Origin of the sequence: Citrobacter sp. Cpo061, from assembly GCF_030332845.1 — a bacterium.
GTDB classification, from domain to species: domain Bacteria; phylum Pseudomonadota; class Gammaproteobacteria; order Enterobacterales; family Enterobacteriaceae; genus Citrobacter; species Citrobacter portucalensis.
In genome coordinates, this window is sequence record NZ_JAOWHB010000054.1 from 289,360 (window position 1) to 309,034 (window position 19,675).

Here is a 19,675-nt window from a genome sequence, read left to right on the forward strand (position 1 = left end):
AGGTCATTAACCAGTCGGCAACTTCATTCTCCGCAAAAACACAGAATAATCCAACACGAATATGATACTAAAACTTTTAAGGTGTTTCATTTGTCGGTATAGATGTTTCAAAATATTAATATGAGGGAACTTTTTTAAAATCAAAAAACAGGCAAAATAAGCACAAATAATCAAGAATCATTTTAATTGTCTTTAAAATCAATGCATTACACAAAAGCATCTTATAGCACTGAATGACAAAACAAAATCTTCACTCGCAACTAAAATAGACCCGCTATCATCATTAACTTTATTTATTACCGTCATTCATTTATGAATGTCTGTTTACCCCTATTTCAGCCGAATGCTCTGCGTTCGGTTTTTTTTTACCCTTCTTTACACAAAACTTACCTTTCCGTGCTACCGATGCAAAACTATAACGACTATTAACTATCTCGGGCGTCACGATCAGATATAAGTTTGATAAATAATTTCTTGTTATTTAATGCTAAATGTATACATTCCGTACGAATATTTGTACCCGCCTTTATCTTCTGTACACCTTTGCATCGTAATGGCTGCAACAAAATCAGGCGCAAAGAATGGAGGCCAGGCGGCGTGGTGTAAGTGTGGTAATTCATACATTACCCTTTATACTGCCCTTTCATCTTTCGCGTCGTTTAACAGGTCATAAACACGAATGAGTCAGTCTGACACAACGGTTTCCACCCGATTCTCCCTGTTGCCAGGAAGTATTACCCGTTTCTTCTTATTACTGATCGTTGTGCTGTTGGTGATGATGGGTGTTATGGTCCAGAGCGCCGTCAACACCTGGTTAAAAGATAAGAGCTATCAGATTGTTGATATTACCCATGCCATTCATAAAAGGGTCGATACCTGGCGATACGTGACCTGGCAAATCTATGACAATATTGCCGCTACAACCAGTTCACCAGGCGCAGATGGGCTACAGGAAACGCGTCTGAAACAAGATATCTATTATCTTGAGAAACCCCGCAGAAAGACCGAGGCGCTGATTTTTGGCTCGCATGACAGTTCTACGCTGGAAATGACCCAGCGCATTTCAACGTATCTGGACACGTTGTGGGGCGCGGAGAATGTCCCATGGTCAATGTATTACCTGAATGGTCAGGATAACAGCCTGATCCTAATCTCAACGTTACCACTGAAAGATCTGACCTCCGGTTTTAAAGAATCGACGATTGGGAATATTGTCGATTCCCGGCGAGCTGAGATGCTGCAACAGGCTAATGCGCTAGATGAACGTGAAAGCTTCTCTTCACTGCGCCGTCTGGCCTGGCAGAACGGGCATTACTTCACGCTACGCACGACCTTTAATCAGCCAGGACATCTGGCAACGGTTGTCGCCTTTGACCTGCCGATTAATGACTTGATCCCGCCCGGTATGCCGCTGGACAGTTTCCATCTGGAACCTGATGCCACCTCAACGACCGAGCACCTGAATGAAAAAGAGTCGCCTGACAGCGTCAGCATTAATTTCAACAACAGTAAAATTGAGATCTCTTCGGCGCTAAACTCAACGGATATGCGGCTGGTGTGGCAGGTTCCGTTTGGCTCATTGCTACTCGACACATTGCAAAGCATTCTGCTACCGCTTTTGCTGAACATTGCGTTACTGGCTCTGGCGCTGTTTGGCTATACCACCTTTCGCCACCTCCCTGCCCGTTCCACCCAGGTGGCGCCAAACCTTGCGGCAAATAATGAGCTGCGCGTTCTGCGCGCAATCAATGAAGAGATTGTTTCCCTTCTGCCGCTGGGATTACTGGTACACGATCAGGAAGCAAACCGCACGGTTATCAGCAATAAAATTGCCGACCACCTGCTGCCACATTTAAATCTGCAAAACATTACCAATATGGCAGAGCAGCATCAGGGAGTGATTCAGGCCACCATCAATAATGAACTGTATGAGATCAGACTGTTTCGCAGCCAGATCTCCCCGAGAACGCAGATCTTTATCATTCGTGACCAGGACCGCGAGGTGCTGGTCAATAAGAAGCTGAAACAAGCACAGCGGCTGTATGAGAAAAACCAGCAGGCCCGCGCGGCCTTTATGCAGAATATTGGCAGCGCGCTGAAAGACCCCGCGAAAACGCTGGCTGCTAATGCCGCCGCGCTCAATACACCAGACAGCCAGAAACTGGCCAATCAGGCCGACGTTCTGGTGCGCATGGTGGACGAAATCCAGCTAGCCAACCTGCTGGAGAACGATGCCTGGAAAGGTGAATCCACACTGTTTTCCGTGCAGGCATTAATTGACGACGTGGTTCCGGAGGTTCTGCCGGCTATTAAGCGTAAAGGGCTGCAGTTACTGATTAAAAATCACCTAAGCGCCCATGACGAACGCCGTGGCGATCGCGATGCCTTGCGCCGTATTTTGCTGCTGTTGATCCAATATGCGGTAACTACCACTCAGATTGGTAAAATCACGCTGGAAGTCGACCAGGATGAGTCAGAGGCCGAACGCCTGACCTTCCGCATTCTGGATACCGGGGAAGGCGTCACATTAAATGAAGTTGATAATCTCCATTTCCCATTCATTAATGACACGCAGGGCGATCGGAATGGCAAAGCCAACCCGCTGACGTTCTGGCTGTGCGATCAGTTAGCCCGCAAGCTTGGCGGACACCTGAATATTAAAGCACGGGAAGAACTTGGAACACGTTACATCGTCCATGTTAAAATGCCGCTGCACGATCAACATGCTGACAGTGAAGAGCGCCTGTTGGATGACGTCTGCGTAATGGTTGATGTCACCTCTAATGACGTACGGAGCATTGTATTACGTCAACTGGAAAACTGGGGAGCAACCTGCATCACGCCCGACGAACGGTTGAATAGTCAAGAATATGATCTCTTTTTAACAGATAATCCGTCTAATCTTACTGCCTCGGGCTTGCTTTTAAGCGATGATGAGTCTGGCGTACGGAAAATTGGCCCCGGCCAACTGCGCGTCAACTTTAATATGAGCAATGCTATGCAGGAAGCTGTCCTTGAGCTAATTGAAGAGCAGCTGGCACAAGAAGAGTTCCAGGAACTCCCCCTCGGAGGAGATGAAAACGCCGAACTTCATGCCAGTGGTTACTACGCTCTCTTTGTAGACACAGTACCGGATGATGTTAAGAGGTTGTATACTGAGGCGGCTATCAGCGATTTCGCTGCATTAGCCCAAACGGCCCATCGCCTGAAAGGCGTGTTTGCCATGCTTAATCTGGTACCCGGCAAGCAGTTATGTGAAGCGCTGGAACATCTTATTCAAGAGAAAGATGCTCCAGGTATAGAAAAATACATCAGCGACATTGACGCATACGTCAAGAGCTTGCTGTAGCAAGGTAGCCCAATACATGAACACTATGAACGTAATTATTGCCGATGACCACCCGATTGTACTGTTCGGTATTCGTAAATCACTTGAGCAAATCGAGTGGGTAAATGTTGTCGGCGAATTTGAAGACTCCACTGCACTGATCAACAATTTGCCTAAGTTGGATGCGCATGTGTTGATTACCGACCTCTCCATGCCGGGAGATAAATACGGTGATGGGATCACGTTAATTAAATACATCAAGCGCCATTTCCCGAGCCTGTCGATTATCGTTCTGACCATGAACAACAATCCGGCTATCCTGAGCGCGGTACTGGATCTCGATATCGAAGGGATCGTACTGAAGCAAGGCGCGCCAACCGACCTGCCAAAAGCGCTGGCCGCGCTGCAGAAAGGTAAGAAATTTACCCCGGAAAGCGTGTCTCGTCTGCTGGAGAAAATCAGCGCCAGCGGCTATGGCGACAAACGTCTGTCACCGAAAGAGAGTGAAGTTCTGCGCTTGTTTGCCGAAGGTTTCCTGGTTACTGAAATCGCCAAAAAGCTCAACCGCAGCATTAAAACCATCAGTAGCCAGAAAAAATCGGCAATGATGAAGCTTGGTGTGGAAAACGATATCGCACTGCTGAATTACCTCTCCTCCGTGACGCTGAGTCCATCAGACAAAGAGTAATTCTTTATCACGTCAAAATGCCTGATGGCGCTGCGTTTATCAGGCCTACGAACACACAGCATCGTGCACGTTTCGTAGGCCGGATAAGACTAACGCCGCCATCCGGCTCTTTTATCCCCTATCCCCGCGTTTTTCTCACTCTTTCCGCATAGACCGCCAGCGTTTGCTTCAATACGTCTAAGGTCACCGGCTTGGACAGACAGCTATCCATACCTGATTCCAGACAACGCTGCTTCTCTTCGGCAAGCGCGTTTGCCGTTACCCCCACAACAGGCAGCGTTAACCCTAGCTGGCGGATACGCTGCGTCAGGCGATAACCATCCATATTTGGCATGTTGACGTCACTCAGCACGATATCGATATGGTTTTTGCTGAGTACATTGAGCGCATCCACACCGTCATTCGCCGTTTTACACTGATATCCCAACGATCCCAGCTGATCGGCCAGTAAGCGCCGGTTGATAGGGTGATCGTCAACAACCAGGATCATCATGTCATCGTTCGTCGCACCGGCTTTAGCCGGGGCTGGCAACGCCGTGGAGAGATCTTCACTCCCCAGCTCTACACTGTAGATATGCGCCAACAGCGCAGGCATTTCGTGCGGTGACGCCACGCTGTGTACCCATTCTCCAGGCTCTCTTTCCAGCGGAATGCCAATATGGCGGCGGCAGAAAATTACCGCTGCCCGTCCCTGCCAGGCCTGTTCCAGCACATCGTCGGCCACCAGCAGGTCATCCGCATCGGGCTGTTGTCCCTCATATCGCAGCACCGTCATCCCGTTACGCGTCAGGCTGGATTCGAGAAATTGGTACAGTGACGCATTGCGTACTGCCAGCCAGCAACGCGTGCCAGCCAATCCTTCTACACCCTTTTTCAACGGATACTGTGCGCCATAAAGCGGAATACGCAGCGTAAACTGACTCCCCATTCCCGGCTCGGAATCGACGGAAATATCCCCATCCATCATGCTGATCAGTTTTTCACAAATCGCCAAACCGAGTCCCGTTCCCTGGAAATTACGCTGTACGCCAGTCCCCACCTGGAAGAAAGGATCGAACAACCGAACCACCTCTTTGGCAGGGATCCCTACACCGGTATCACGCACTCGAATGCTCAGGTAGTCGCCGCTGCACTGCACGTGCAGCACAATACAACCGGTATCGGTAAACTTGATTGCGTTACTCAGCAGATTAGAAATCACCTGTTGTAAACGCATCGGATCGCCATTCAGCGCCACAGGCACATCCGGGTCGATAAAGCAGTACAACCCCAACTGCTTGCGGACCACCAGCGGCAAATAGTTAGCCGTAATATGGTTCATGACTTCACGCGGTGAAAACTCTCGCGGCTCAATCTTCAGCTGTTCAGATTCAATTTTTGAGAAGTCGAGAATATCGCTGATAATTTTCAGCAGCAGGCTGGAAGAGTTATTCATCGCCGTTACCAGACGATCCACCCCACTCGGTAACTCTTTGGTTTGCAACAAATCAAGGTTTCCGATAATGCCATACAACGGTGTACGTAGCTCATGGCTCACCGTCGCAAGGAACATCGATTTGGACTGACTAGCCTGTTCCGCCGCCTGTGCCATCTCCTGCAACGACTCTTCCATTTTAACGCGCGCACTGACATCAACCAGGACACAAATTGCCACGTTTTCATTGCGATAGCGCGAGTGCACAAAGCTGATTTGCAGATTGGTATTGTTGCTGGTCAGTACATCAACAAAATTGACCTGTTGGCCGCAAATAATTTGCGTTAACCGCTGACGGTCTTCATGCGTCAGCATGTTCAGATAGGTGTGCGCCAGTTCGTTACTCAGGATGTTAATCCCATCCATCGTGCGCAGAATACAAATACCCACCGGCGCAGAAGCTACGATTTTACGGTTAAACTGCTCATGTTCTTCCAGCCGCTGAGCATCGCTTTCCGCTGGAATAAAAATGCGCCGTTCATACATGCGCGTGAGCATAAACAATGCCGCGCCAACCAGCACGTTCAACAAGATAGCGTTCAGGATCATCATGCGGATCCGCTCCAGCACCAGATCGACCGGAACGGAATAAACGATGCTCAGGGAGGACGGAGGCAGATTCTTCTTCAATACCAGCTCGCGGAAACCCGGCGTGTAACCAAACCAGGAGCGTTCCTGCATCCAGTGGGGCTCAGCCTTAATATTCCCTTCAGGGCCAGTGAGCGAAATCAGCGCATGCCCATTTTCGTCGAGGATGGTCACGCCCATCGGTAAACTGCCCGGCGTGAAGAAATTCTCCATACGAATAGGCTGCTCTACGCCCAACAGCGCCTGGAGGCGATTGGCGAGGTAAACCGGCGTCAGCGCATAGAAATACCCTACTCCTGGACGCGGCCCCTGGCTGATCCAGAACAAGTTGTTACCGTTTTCATCTTGCGTAGCATTGCGATACTTAATAATGCGCTCATGCAACGCCTTCAGGGCCTCGTCACGTTCGACAGGCATATCACGCAAGCCGAAATTAGCCATACAGAGGTTGTCGCTGCCAATCAGGAACACTCGATTTAAATCATAGGCGGCGGAAAAGTTGTCGCGCCAGTAGCGCATAAACCATGCCAGTGATTCCAGAGAACCTCGCCAGGCGTTGCCCATGACAGAACAGTCGGAGTCGGCAAACAGCGGCTCAAAATTTGGCACGACGGTTTTATCATCTCGCGCCCGCAGCGACATCACGCCGTTTTCCGCCGTTAAGCGATTTTCGGCAATATATTTCAGCTCTTTAATGACATCAGATGTGCGCTGAATGTAGCGCTGGGCCTGATCGGAGCTGAGATTAAGCTCCTGATGGATCTCAGACTCTCGCTGATGCAGCGCATTCACAATGTAGAACACGGAGGCGAACGCAATCAGACACCAGATAACGAGCGCCAACGCTCTGAACAGGTAGCGTGAAACTTTTAGGGTTGAATGAACGGAAGCAAGGTATTTCAAAGGGGCGAAGCTCCGCCTCAGGGCATTAATAGAGTGTGGTTAAGGTAGCGGTAAATGTCTTTTGTCGCAATGCCATTAAAAAAAGGGCCGGATTTCTCCGGCCCTTTTATAGCGTCTTAATTACTCGTCAGCGTCATCCGCTGCTGCATCATCATCGCTTTCCGCTTCAGGTGCGAAATCCTCGTCACCTTCAGCTGCGCTTCCGTCGATGGAATCGAGCTCTTCATCATCAACCGGTTCAGCAACGCGTTGCAGACCCACGACGTTTTCGTCTTCCGCAGTACGGATAAGGATCACACCCTGGGTATTACGCCCTACCACGCTGATTTCCGACACGCGAGTACGTACCAGCGTACCAGCGTCGGTGATCATCATGATCTGGTCGGTATCTTCAACCTGCACAGCGCCAACAACGGAACCGTTGCGCTCGGTAACCTTGATGGAGATAACACCCTGGGTCGCACGAGACTTGGTCGGATACTCTTCCGCCGCCGTACGTTTACCGTAACCGTTCTGAGTAACGGTCAGGATAGCGCCTTCACCGCGCGGAACGATCAGCGATACCACGCTATCTTTTTCCGCCAGCTTGATACCGCGTACACCGGTCGCGGTACGACCCATTGCACGGACAGCATCTTCTTTAAAGCGCACCACTTTACCAGCCGCAGAGAACAACATGACTTCGTCACTGCCGGACGTCAGATCTACACCAATCAGTTCGTCGCCTTCGTTCAGGTTAACCGCAATAATACCGGCAGAACGCGGACGGCTGAATTCGGTCAGCGCCGTTTTCTTCACGGTACCGCTAGCGGTTGCCATGAAGACGTTCACGCCCTCTTCGTACTCACGTACTGGTAGAATTGCGGTAATACGTTCGTTAGCTTCCAGCGGCAGCAGGTTGACGATTGGACGTCCACGTGCGCCACGGCTTGCTTCCGGCAACTGATAGACCTTCATCCAGTACAAACGACCACGGCTGGAGAAGCAGAGGATCGTGTCATGGGTGTTGGCCACCAGCAGGCGGTCAATAAAGTCTTCTTCTTTAATGCGTGCTGCTGATTTACCTTTACCGCCACGTCGCTGCGCTTCGTAATCGGTTAACGGCTGATATTTCACGTAGCCCTGATGAGACAAGGTTACGACAACATCTTCCTGGCTAATCAGATCTTCGATGTTGATGTCAGCGCTGTTCGCGGTGATTTCGGTACGACGAGCGTCACCGAACTGTTCACGAATCAGCTCCATCTCTTCACGGATAACTTCCATCAGACGATCGGCGCTGCCCAGAATGTGCAGCAGTTCAGCGATCTGTTCCAGCAGCTCTTTGTATTCGTCGAGCAGTTTTTCGTGCTCAAGGCCGGTCAGTTTCTGCAAACGCAGATCCAGAATAGCCTGGGCCTGCTGTTCAGTCAGATAGTACTGACCGTCACGCACGCCAAATTCCGGCTCCAGCCATTCAGGACGCGCGGCGTCATCACCGGCACGTTCCAGCATGGCGGAAACGTTGCCCAGTTCCCACGAACGCGCAACCAGCGCAGCTTTCGCTTCAGCCGGGGTCGGCGCGCGGCGGATCAGTTCGATGATCGGATCGATGTTCGCCAGCGCAATCGCCAGCGCTTCAAGGATGTGCGCACGGTCGCGGGCTTTACGCAGTTCAAAGATAGTACGACGGGTTACGACTTCACGGCGGTGACGTACGAACGCGGCAATAATATCTTTCAGGTTCATGATCTTCGGCTGGCCATGGTGCAATGCAACCATGTTGATACCGAAGGAAACCTGCAGTTGGGTCTGGGAATAGAGGTTGTTCAGAACCACTTCCCCGACCGCATCGCGTTTCACTTCTATCACGATGCGCATACCGTCTTTGTCAGACTCGTCACGCAGCGCGCTGATGCCTTCAACGCGTTTGTCTTTTACCAGCTCGGCGATTTTCTCAATCAGGCGCGCTTTGTTTACCTGATACGGAATTTCGTGAACGATGATGGTTTCACGACCCGTTTTGGCATCCGCTTCGACTTCCGCGCGTGCGCGAATGTACACTTTGCCACGACCGGTACGGTAGGCTTCTTCGATACCACGACGACCATTGATGATCGCGGCAGTCGGGAAGTCCGGACCCGGAATATGTTCCATCAGCCCTTCAATGCTGATGTCTTCATCGTCAATGTATGCCAGACAGCCGTTGATCACTTCGGTCAAGTTGTGCGGCGGAATGTTGGTCGCCATACCTACCGCGATACCGGACGAACCGTTCACCAGCAGGTTAGGAATTTTGGTCGGCATGACGTCAGGAATTTGTTCGGTGCCGTCATAGTTATCGACGAAATCAACCGTTTCTTTTTCCAGGTCAGCCATCAGCTCATGGGCGATTTTCGACATACGGATTTCCGTATAACGCATCGCCGCTGCGGAGTCGCCATCGACAGAACCAAAGTTACCCTGACCATCTACCAGCATGTAGCGCAAGGAGAATGGCTGCGCCATACGAACAATGGTGTCGTAAACGGCGGTATCACCATGAGGGTGGTATTTACCGATTACGTCACCAACGACACGGGCAGATTTTTTATAGGCTTTATTCCAGTCGTTGCCCAATACGTTCATGGCGTAAAGTACGCGACGGTGAACCGGTTTCAGGCCATCTCGGACGTCCGGCAGCGCACGGCCAACAATGACCGACATCGCATAATCCAGATAGGAGCTCTTCAGCTCTTCCTCAATGTTGACCGGTGTAATTTCTCTCGCAAGGTCGCTCATCTAACCGCTATCCCTCTACTGTATCCCGGATTCAAAGGTCGCAAATTATAACACATCCGTGCAGATTCAGGTAAATGGATTCCCCCTGACAGAGGCTTTATTCATCCCGTCAGGCTGATATACTCATTTGCATCGCAAATTTAGGAGTAGAAGCCCCAATGAATGCCGAAAAACCTCCGGTAGCTCACAACGTTGACCATGAAGAAATTGCCAAGTTTGAAGCAGTCGCGTCACGCTGGTGGGATCTTGAGGGTGAATTTAAGCCGCTGCACCGCATTAACCCACTGCGTCTGGGCTATATTACTGAGCGCTCAGGCGGCCTGTTTGGTAAAAAGGTACTCGACGTCGGATGCGGCGGCGGTATTCTGGCGGAGAGTATGGCGCGCGAAGGTGCCACCGTCACCGGACTGGACATGGGTTTTGAACCGCTGCAGGTAGCAAAACTGCATGCACTGGAAAGCGGTATCCAGGTAGAGTACGTACAAGAAACCGTCGAAGAGCATGCGGAAAAGCATGCACATCAGTATGACGTTGTCACCTGCATGGAAATGCTGGAGCACGTGCCAGACCCACAGTCAGTAGTCAGAGCTTGCGCCAGGCTGGTCAAACCGGGTGGCGAAGTATTTTTCTCCACGCTTAACCGCAACGGCAAATCCTGGCTGATGGCGGTGGTCGGAGCGGAATATATTCTGCGCATGGTGCCGAAAGGCACGCACGATGTGAAAAAGTTTATTAAGCCTGCTGAATTATTAGAGTGGGTTGACCAGACCGTACTGAAAGAGCGCCATATGACCGGCCTGCATTACAACCCCATCACCAACACCTTCAAACTTGGCCCGGGCGTTGATGTGAACTATATGGTACATACCACCGCCAAGGTTGATTAACCGCTCCTGTAGGCCGGATAAAGCGTGCAACGCCGCCATCCGGCATGCTTACTGGAACCATGCCTGATGACGTTTCGCTTATCAGGCCTACAAATCCTGTGCCAGATCATAAGAACTTTCCTTGCCTTAGATGAAGAAATCAGCACTCGATCAAATTTTCTATTTTTTTTCTCAATTATTGACATCCCCGCCAGGCCTTATAAGACGCGCACTTAGCGATTATCACCCTTTTGCAACCTCAATTTAACCTCAAAATCAACTCTTGTGCTGAAAAGAATCCCTACTAGAATACTCACCATATAGCGTCTATTTTATCAAACAACCCCTACATATAGTATTTATCCACAGACTTAGTCACAACATGACTCTGTGGATAATATGGGGGATATTTTTTCTTTCACGGACAGGTAAAAAACCACATGAATCAGAGTCTGCTGGTGACAAAGCGTGATGGTAGTACAGAGCGCATCAATCTCGACAAAATCCACCGAGTTCTGGATTGGGCGGCAGAAGGACTGAATAACGTATCGATTTCTCAGGTCGAGCTGCGCTCCCACATTCAGTTTTATGACGGAATCAAGACCTCCGACATCCATGAAACAATCATCAAAGCAGCCGCCGACCTGATCTCCCGCGAAGCGCCGGATTATCAATATCTGGCTGCCCGTCTGGCGATTTTCCACCTGCGTAAAAAAGCGTACGGTGAGTTTGAACCGCCAAAGCTGTTCGACCATGTCGTGAAAATGGTTGAAATGGGCAAATACGACAATCATCTGCTGGAAGACTACACGGAAGAAGAGTTCAAGCAGATGGACTCGTTCATCGTACACGACCGTGATATGACCTTCTCCTACGCTGCGGTGAAGCAGTTGGAAGGTAAATATCTGGTGCAAAACCGTGTTACCGGTGAGATCTATGAAAGCGCACAGTTCCTCTACATTCTGGTAGCGGCTTGCCTGTTCTCTAACTATCCGCGTGAAACACGTCTGCAATATGTAAAACGTTTCTACGACGCCGTTTCTACGTTCAAAATCTCGCTGCCGACGCCAATTATGTCCGGCGTGCGTACCCCTACGCGTCAGTTCAGCTCCTGCGTACTAATCGAGTGCGGCGACAGCCTGGACTCCATCAACGCAACCTCCAGCGCAATTGTGAAATACGTTTCTCAGCGTGCCGGTATCGGCATTAACGCTGGTCGCATCCGTGCGCTGGGTAGCCCGATTCGCGGCGGTGAAGCGTTCCACACCGGCTGTATTCCGTTCTACAAGCATTTCCAGACTGCGGTGAAATCCTGCTCTCAGGGTGGCGTACGCGGTGGTGCAGCCACGCTGTTCTACCCAATGTGGCACCTGGAAGTTGAAAGCCTGCTGGTCCTGAAAAACAACCGTGGCGTCGAAGGTAACCGCGTTCGTCACATGGACTACGGCGTACAGATCAACAAGCTGATGTACACCCGCCTGCTGAAAGGCGGTGACATCACCCTGTTTAGCCCGTCCGACGTCCCGGGTCTGTATGACGCGTTCTTCGCCGATCAGGATGAGTTCGAGCGTCTGTACACCCAATATGAAAACGACGACAGCATCCGCAAACAGCGCGTGAAAGCAGTTGAGCTGTTCTCACTGATGATGCAGGAACGTGCCTCGACCGGTCGTATCTACATTCAGAACGTTGACCACTGCAACACCCATAGCCCGTTTGATCCGGTTGTCGCGCCGGTACGCCAGTCCAACCTGTGCCTGGAAATTGCTCTGCCGACCAAACCGCTAACCGACGTTAACGATGAAAACGGCGAAATCGCACTGTGTACGCTGTCCGCATTTAACCTGGGCGCTATCGAAAGTCTGGACGAACTGGAAGAGCTGGCTGTACTGGCGGTACGTGCGCTGGATGCGCTGCTCGATTACCAGGATTATCCGATTCCGGCCGCCAAACGCGGTGCGATGGGTCGTCGTACGCTGGGTATTGGCGTGATCAACTACGCTTACTGGCTGGCGAAAAACGGTAAACGCTACTCTGACGGCAGCGCCAATAACCTGACTCACAAAACCTTTGAAGCGATTCAATATTACCTGCTGAAGGCTTCTAACGAGCTGGCAAAAGAGCAAGGCGCATGCCCATGGTTTAACGAAACCACCTATGCGAAAGGTATTCTGCCGATTGATACCTATAAAAAAGATCTTGATGCTATCGCTAACGAACCGCTGCATATGGACTGGGAACAGCTGCGTGAATCTATCAAGACTCACGGCCTGCGTAACTCCACGCTGTCAGCCCTGATGCCGTCCGAGACCTCTTCGCAGATCTCCAACGCCACCAACGGTATTGAACCGCCACGCGGTTACGTGAGCATCAAAGCATCGAAAGATGGGATTCTGCGTCAGGTCGTGCCGGACTACGAACACCTGCACGACGCATACGAACTGCTGTGGGAAATGCCAAACAACGACGGCTATCTGCAGCTGGTAGGCATCATGCAGAAATTTATCGATCAGTCGATTTCCGCCAACACCAACTACGATCCGTCGCGCTTCCCGTCCGGAAAAGTACCGATGCAGCAGTTGCTGAAAGACCTGCTCACCGCCTACAAATTTGGTGTCAAAACGCTGTATTATCAGAACACCCGTGACGGTGCGGAAGACTCTCAGGACGATCTGGTACCGTCCATTCAGGACGATGGCTGCGAAAGCGGCGCATGTAAGATTTAATCTTTTGCCGGGTGGCGTAACGCTTACCCGGCCTACAAATTAATTCGCGGTATTGTAGGCCGGATAAGCAAAGCGCATCCGGCAGTACATTCCAGACAGGATTCACATCAATGGCATACACCACTTTTTCACAGACGAAAAATGATCAGCTTCTGGAACCGATGTTCTTCGGCCAGCCGGTGAACGTCGCCCGCTACGATCAGCAAAAATATGACATCTTTGAAAAACTGATCGAAAAGCAGCTCTCTTTCTTCTGGCGTCCGGAAGAAGTCGATGTTTCTCGCGATCGTATCGACTTCCAGGCATTGCCGGAACATGAAAAACATATCTTCATCAGCAACCTGAAGTATCAGACGCTGCTGGACTCCATTCAGGGACGTAGTCCTAACGTCGCGCTGCTGCCGTTAATCTCGATCCCTGAACTGGAAACCTGGGTGGAAACGTGGGCGTTTTCTGAAACGATCCACTCCCGCTCTTACACCCACATCATCCGTAATATTGTTAACGATCCGGCGGTGGTGTTTGACGATATCGTCACCAACGAGCAAATCCAGAAACGCGCAGAAGGCATCTCCAGCTACTACGACGAATTGATCGAGATGACCAGCTACTGGCATTTGCTGGGCGAAGGTACGCATACCGTTAATGGTAAAACGGTTGTCGTAAACCTGCGTGAGCTGAAGAAGAAGCTGTATCTGTGCCTGATGAGCGTGAACGCGCTGGAAGCGATCCGCTTTTATGTCAGCTTCGCCTGCTCTTTCGCCTTCGCCGAACGTGAACTGATGGAAGGCAACGCGAAAATTATTCGTCTGATCGCCCGCGACGAAGCCCTGCACCTGACCGGCACTCAGCATATGCTGAACCTGCTGCGCAGCGGCGTGGACGATCCGGAGATGGCGGAAATTGCCGAAGAGTGCAAACAAGAGTGCTACGACCTGTTCGTACAGGCCGCGCTGCAGGAAAAAGAGTGGGCGGACTATCTGTTCCGTGATGGCTCAATGATTGGCCTGAACAAAGACATTCTGTGCCAGTACGTTGAGTACATCACCAACATCCGTATGCAGGCTGTTGGACTCGATCTACCATTCCAGACACGTTCTAACCCGATCCCTTGGATCAATACCTGGCTGGTGTCTGACAACGTCCAGGTTGCGCCGCAGGAAGTGGAAGTCAGCTCTTATCTGGTCGGCCAGATCGATGCCGAAGTCGATACTGACGATCTGAGTAACTTCCAGCTCTGATGGGCCGCGTGACTCTGCGCATCTCTGGCACGCAGTTGCTGTGCCAGGATGAACACCCTTCCCTGCTTGCCGCGCTCGAGTCGCACGATGTTGAAGTCGAATATCAGTGTCGTGAAGGCTACTGCGGCTCCTGCCGTACCCGCCTGGTGGCGGGACAGGTTGACTGGATTGCAGAACCGCTGGCCTTCATTCAGCCCGGTGAAATATTGCCGTGCTGTTGCCGGGCAAAAGGCGATATTGAAATAGAGCTGTAGTGTTTAGTGAACTTCATGCGCGGAGACCAGTACCACGTCTCCGCGTTTTTTCATCTGCATGATATACAGCGCCCCGGCCAGTACCACCAGCAGCGCCCCCACCAGATAAATCGCCCGATATCCCACGCCCTCGACCATCATCCCCATGATAAACGCGCCGATTGCCATTCCCGCATCCATCGCATTGAAAAACAGCGAATTGGCGATACCAATTTTATGGGGTTCCACCGAACTAATAATTTGTGTCTGAAATACGGGCGTGACCGAACCATAACCGATGCCAATCAATCCACCGGAAATAATCATCATAATGCTGCCGTTAGTATAGCCAAGCGCCACCAGCCCGACAGTGAAGGCCAGCAAACACGGATAGACCACGTATTTCGGCCCTTTTTTATCACAAATATTGCCGGTAAAGGTTCGACAGATCATCAGGCAAATGGCGTAGCACAGCAGGAAATTACTGGCGGCGGCCATTAGATCGAGCTCGCGCGCATACAGTGCGAGAAAAGCGGAAACGCCCGCGTACGAAAAGGTCATGAAAAACGTCACCATCGCGAAAGGCAGTGCGGCGCGATCAAACATAGCAGCAAATCCCAGCTTCGGTTTTGAGCCGTCAGCATGACGGATAACCGGCGGTACGGCGACAATCAATGACAGGATAATACCCAGTACGGCAACCGCGCTACACAGCCAGAATGCAGTGGTAAAAGCTTCCCAGCGTGCCATGTTCAGCCCTACCCACGGCCCCACAACCATTGCCAGTCCCATGGCTAACGAGAAAAAACTGATGCCCTCCCCACGTCGGGAGGCCGGTATCAACCGCGCGGAAATCGTTCCTTTTACCGTGGTAATAACGCCAAACGTTACACCATGAAGCACCCGAATCAACAGCAGTGATTCAATTGAGTGGCAAACAGGATACAGCGCAGTGACCACCAAAAAGGCCAGAGAAGAGAGCACCAGAATTGTTTTATTCGAATATTTTCCTACCCATTGTCCCGCAAACGGGCGCACAACAATTGCGGCCCCCAAAAAGAAGGTGACTAATAATCCGGCCTTATCTGGAGTGGCATGCAGGCGATCCGAAATATAGATCGGCAACAGCGTGAGCAGGACATAAAAAACAAAAAATATAATAAAGCTGATTATCGTTATTGCCCAAAAATCTTTCGTCCACAGTTTTTCTTTCATATTCGACAACCTGTCCAGACGGCGCACGCAGGCAACGCTCAGCTCAACTGAACTACGGACAGGTGCGTCGAAGTGTGATTTTACGGTAGACCGCAAGTATAAACAGGTCCATTATATTAGAGAAATTAATCGTTTTAATATTGTTGATTAGAGGGAGCTAATGACATTAACCCAGATCCATGCCCTGCTTGCCGTACTTGAGTACGGTGGTTTTACCGAAGCCAGCAAGCGGCTGTACATGACCCAATCCGCCGTTAGCCAGGCAATTTCAGCGCTAGAGGAAGAACTAGGGGTTGATATTCTTATCCGCGAACGCCGCAAAGACATTCAACTTAGTCCGGCCGGGAGTCGGATCGTTTCACACCTGCGGACGATCGTGTCTGAAACCAACGCGGTGAAAGAGATTGCCGAGCAAGAGCGACAAAACCCGGCCAGAACCCTGCGAATCGGCTGCTTTCCCAGCGCCTGTGCCTGTATTTTGCCCGGTATCATCCACCACTTCGAGCAGCACCACCCGCATATCAAAATTATCCCTTATGAAGAAAACAGCACGGCAATCGTTGATTCCCTGCGCAGTGGGGATATCGATGCGGGATTTGTACATTTCCCGGTAAATGGCATGTACTGCGTACCGGTGTATCGCGACAAATTTACCGTTGTAGTTCCTGAAAGCCATCCGCTGGCGGCCAATAGAACGATTTCAGTGGAACAACTGGTTGGAGAACCGCTCATTATCAGCAAAGGTCGCTATGAATTAAGCATCATGGCGCTATTTAAAGAGAAGGGAATTGAACCGGTCATTAAATACGAGTTTAACCATCCGGATACCGCGATGAGCTTTATTCGTCAGGGGCTGGGTATAGCGTTATTACCGGAATTAACGCTGAAGGCGGTTGGTGGGAAAGTACGCTCAGTCGCGCTGGAACCGACGTTCTATCGACAGATATCCTTACTGGCAAAAGAGCCGCCGGTGGACGGCAGCCCTTTATTTCTCCTGCAGGCATGTATGGAAACGTTGACAGCAGACGGCCTTATCTAGCAGTTAAAACGTTTCATCCATTTAGGCCTGTGACCGGAGGTGCATCACAGGCCTTACGCCATCACTCTTTATTCAAGAATTTCACTGCTTTGTCGGGGAAGTCGGTGAACAGCCCGTCAACGCCCGCCTTGTTATAAAGAATGTCATACAGCTGGTTTACGTCAGTGGTGTAATCCGGCAGTTGATCGGCGCGAACGGTATAAGGATGCACCACCATCTTGTTCTGATGTGCGTCCTGCACCATGCCAGTTAACGAGATATTGCCCTTCTTCGACTTCTCATCAATCAGCATGTGGTAGTCCGGCCCAATGCCGTCCGCATACTGCGCAACCTGCTTCATGGCACCCGGCTTAAACATCCAGTCGTAGTTGTAATTAACCCAACTACCGTCCGGCTTTTTCTCCTGAGTTTCATTCCAGTCGGTGTACGCAATCAACTGTACCAGATTGAGATCCATCCCCATCTTCGGTTCCAGTTCATTTTTAATGCGCTTCAACTCTGCAACATCAAAACACTGTAGATAGACCTTGTCGTTCTTGTCGGTATACCCGTACTTTTTCAGCACTTCCAGCGTCTTAGCCGCAATGTCCTTCCCTTCCTGGTGATGGAACCACGGCGCTTTCATTTCCGGGTAAATACCGATGTTTTTACCGGTGGAATGATTTAATCCCTGAACAAACTCAATCTCTTCTTCGAACGTGTGCACGCGGAAATCAGATTTACCCATCGGGAAGCGCCCTGGGTAGGTCTGGACCTTTTTGCCATTTTCGATATCGAAGCCTTCGGTAAATTTCAGCGATTTAATTTCATCCAGCGTAAAGTCGATAGCGTAGTAACGCCCGTCTTTACGCGCCCGATCCGGGAAACGCTCGGCAACATCGGTGACGCGGTCAAGATAATGATCATGCAGGACGACCAGATGGTCATCCTTGGTCATCACCAAATCCTGCTCCAGATAATCCGCACCCTGGGCATAGGCCATCGCTTTCGCTGGCAGCGTATGCTCCGGTAGATAACCGCTCGCACCACGGTGCGCAATCACGATTTTATCTGCGGCAACCGCCGCGCTGCTGACCACCATACCTGTGAGCATCAGCGCCACGCTGAGACTTTTCAATGTAGTTTTCATCTATTAGCCCCCGTTACGTTTCAGTTGCATCTCTTCGTGATGGCGTTTTTCGCCAATCATAACGACCACCAGCAGGATAACCGCCAGCACGCTACCGCCAATCATCACCATAAAGCCGCCGTCCCAACCGAAGAAGTCAACGGTGTAGCCAACAATGGCGCTCGCGGCCACAGAACCGCCGAGATAACCGAACAGACCGGTAAAGCCAGCCGCCGTTCCCGCCGCTTTTTTCGGTGCCAGTTCCAGCGCGTGCAAACCAATCAACATTACCGGACCGTAGATCAGGAATCCGATGATGATCATACAAGCCATATCCACGTTCGGGTTGCCTGCCGGGTTCATCCAGTAAACGATGGTCGCAATAGTTACCAGCGTCATAAAGAACACGCCGGTCGCGCCACGGTTACCACGGAAGACTTTATCCGACATCCAGCCGCACAGCAGCGTGCCCGGAATACCCGCATATTCATACAGGAAGTAGGCCCAGGATGATTTGTCCAGTGCGAAATGCTTCACTTCTTTCAGGTAGGTTGGTGACCAGTCCAGGATGCCGTAGCGCAGCAGATAAACAAACACGTTGGCGATAGCGATGTACCACAACAGTTTGTTCGGCAGTACGTACTGCATGAAGATCTGCTTCGCAGTCAGCTCTTCTTCCGCTTTCTCGGTGTAATCGTCCGGATAGTCGTTCTTATACTCTTCGATAGGCGGCAGACCACAGGACTGCGGCGTATCACGCATCAGGGCAAAAGCAATCAGCGCGACGACGATCGCACCGAAAGCAGGCATATACAGCGCCGCTTTCCAGTCATTGAACCAGGCCATACCCAGCAGGAACAACAGCGGAGGCAGACCGCCCCCCACGTTATGCGCACAGTTCCAGACGGAAACAATGCCTCCACGCTCTTTCTGCGACCACCAGTGCACCATAGTACGGCCACACGGCGGCCAGCCCATCCCCTGGAACCATCCGCAGAGGAACAGCAGCACAAACATTACCGCGATGCTCGATGTCGCCCACGGCACAAAGCCCATGAACAGCATCACTGCGGCGGCCAGAATCAGACCGGCTGGCAGGAAAACGCGCGGATTCGAGCGATCCGAAATGGACCCCATGATGAATTTCGAAAATCCGTAAGCAATGGAGATACCGGACAACGCAAAACCCAGATCGCCACGCGAGAAACCTTGTTCAACCAGATACGGCATCGCAAGGGCAAAGTTCTTACGTACCAGATAGTACGCGGCATAACCAAAGAAAATCCCCAGAAAAATCTGCCAACGTAATCGACGATATGTCGGGTCGATCTCCGCTGCAGGTAAACGCGCCCTGTGTGACGCTGGTTTAAAAATGCTCAACATAGTGTAGCCTCCGTGGCCGTCTTTCATTCGAAGTAAACACTGCAGTTCGTCATTACTACCCTACCGCTCCCAGTGTGGCCGCGATGTTAAGGAAAGATACATAACAAAAATGTGAAACGCAGC

12 protein-coding genes are annotated in these 19,675 nt (G+C 51.0%); 7 read left to right on the forward strand and 5 right to left on the reverse strand.

Features of this window, described 5'->3' with window-relative positions; all coding sequences use genetic code 11:
• Positions 1 to 679: 679 nt before the first annotated feature.
• A complete protein-coding gene (rcsD, locus tag OGX97_RS21580) occupies positions 680 to 3,349 on the forward strand; it encodes a phosphotransferase RcsD (protein WP_235127140.1) in 2,670 nt (889 codons plus the stop codon).
• Between the two features lie 16 nt (positions 3,350 to 3,365).
• On the forward strand, positions 3,366 to 4,016 hold the full coding sequence (rcsB, locus tag OGX97_RS21585; protein WP_003027592.1) for a response regulator transcription factor RcsB: 651 nt from the start codon (positions 3,366 to 3,368) through the stop codon (positions 4,014 to 4,016).
• Positions 4,017 to 4,134: 118 nt separating this feature from the next.
• Here rcsB and rcsC read toward each other — a convergent pair whose 3' ends face one another.
• Both rcsC and gyrA read right to left on the reverse strand, forming a co-directional pair.
• On the reverse strand, positions 4,135 to 6,981 hold the full coding sequence (gene rcsC, locus OGX97_RS21590) for a two-component system sensor histidine kinase RcsC (protein WP_279850740.1): 2,847 nt from the start codon (positions 6,979 to 6,981) through the stop codon (positions 4,135 to 4,137).
• A gap of 120 nt (positions 6,982 to 7,101) precedes the next feature.
• Positions 7,102 to 9,741 (reverse strand): DNA topoisomerase (ATP-hydrolyzing) subunit A, encoded by a 2,640-nt coding sequence (gene gyrA, locus OGX97_RS21595; RefSeq protein ID WP_279850739.1) that lies wholly within the window; start codon positions 9,739 to 9,741, stop codon positions 7,102 to 7,104.
• A 158-nt stretch (positions 9,742 to 9,899) separates the two neighbouring features.
• Here gyrA and ubiG point away from each other — a divergent pair, with 158 nt between their 5' ends.
• From ubiG to yfaE, 4 genes are all read left to right on the forward strand, one after another.
• The gene (gene ubiG, locus OGX97_RS21600; protein WP_008785314.1) at positions 9,900 to 10,628 is read left to right on the forward strand and encodes a bifunctional 2-polyprenyl-6-hydroxyphenol methylase/3-demethylubiquinol 3-O-methyltransferase UbiG; all 729 of its coding nucleotides are present in this window, start codon (positions 9,900 to 9,902) and stop codon (positions 10,626 to 10,628) included.
• Between the two features lie 419 nt (positions 10,629 to 11,047).
• Entirely contained in the window at positions 11,048 to 13,333 is a 2,286-nt protein-coding gene (gene nrdA / locus OGX97_RS21605; protein ID WP_003834667.1) for a class 1a ribonucleoside-diphosphate reductase subunit alpha, read from the forward strand.
• A gap of 110 nt (positions 13,334 to 13,443) precedes the next feature.
• The gene (gene nrdB, locus OGX97_RS21610) at positions 13,444 to 14,574 is read left to right on the forward strand and encodes a class Ia ribonucleoside-diphosphate reductase subunit beta (protein WP_003834668.1); all 1,131 of its coding nucleotides are present in this window, start codon (positions 13,444 to 13,446) and stop codon (positions 14,572 to 14,574) included.
• Positions 14,574 to 14,828 (forward strand): ferredoxin-like diferric-tyrosyl radical cofactor maintenance protein YfaE, encoded by a 255-nt coding sequence (yfaE, locus tag OGX97_RS21615; RefSeq protein ID WP_003027609.1) that lies wholly within the window; start codon positions 14,574 to 14,576, stop codon positions 14,826 to 14,828. Before nrdB ends, yfaE begins: the two co-directional genes overlap by 1 nt.
• 3 nt (positions 14,829 to 14,831) lie before the next feature.
• Here the strand turns inward: yfaE and OGX97_RS21620 are convergent, their stop codons facing one another.
• Positions 14,832 to 16,022 (reverse strand): MFS transporter, encoded by a 1,191-nt coding sequence (locus OGX97_RS21620; RefSeq protein WP_032944048.1) that lies wholly within the window; start codon positions 16,020 to 16,022, stop codon positions 14,832 to 14,834.
• A 160-nt stretch (positions 16,023 to 16,182) separates the two neighbouring features.
• Between OGX97_RS21620 and OGX97_RS21625 the strand changes: the two genes are divergently transcribed.
• On the forward strand, positions 16,183 to 17,061 hold the full coding sequence (locus OGX97_RS21625) for a LysR family transcriptional regulator (RefSeq protein WP_213752565.1): 879 nt from the start codon (positions 16,183 to 16,185) through the stop codon (positions 17,059 to 17,061).
• 61 nt (positions 17,062 to 17,122) lie between these two features.
• Here the strand turns inward: OGX97_RS21625 and glpQ are convergent, their stop codons facing one another.
• Together glpQ and glpT are read right to left on the reverse strand one after the other, a co-directional pair.
• Positions 17,123 to 18,190 (reverse strand): glycerophosphodiester phosphodiesterase, encoded by a 1,068-nt coding sequence (gene glpQ, locus OGX97_RS21630; RefSeq protein ID WP_032944051.1) that lies wholly within the window; start codon positions 18,188 to 18,190, stop codon positions 17,123 to 17,125.
• Positions 18,191 to 18,193: 3 nt separating this feature from the next.
• Complete coding sequence (glpT, locus tag OGX97_RS21635; protein ID WP_235127134.1) at positions 18,194 to 19,552, reverse strand: glycerol-3-phosphate transporter; 1,359 nt, start codon at positions 19,550 to 19,552, stop codon at positions 18,194 to 18,196.
• Positions 19,553 to 19,675 lie beyond the last annotated feature (123 nt).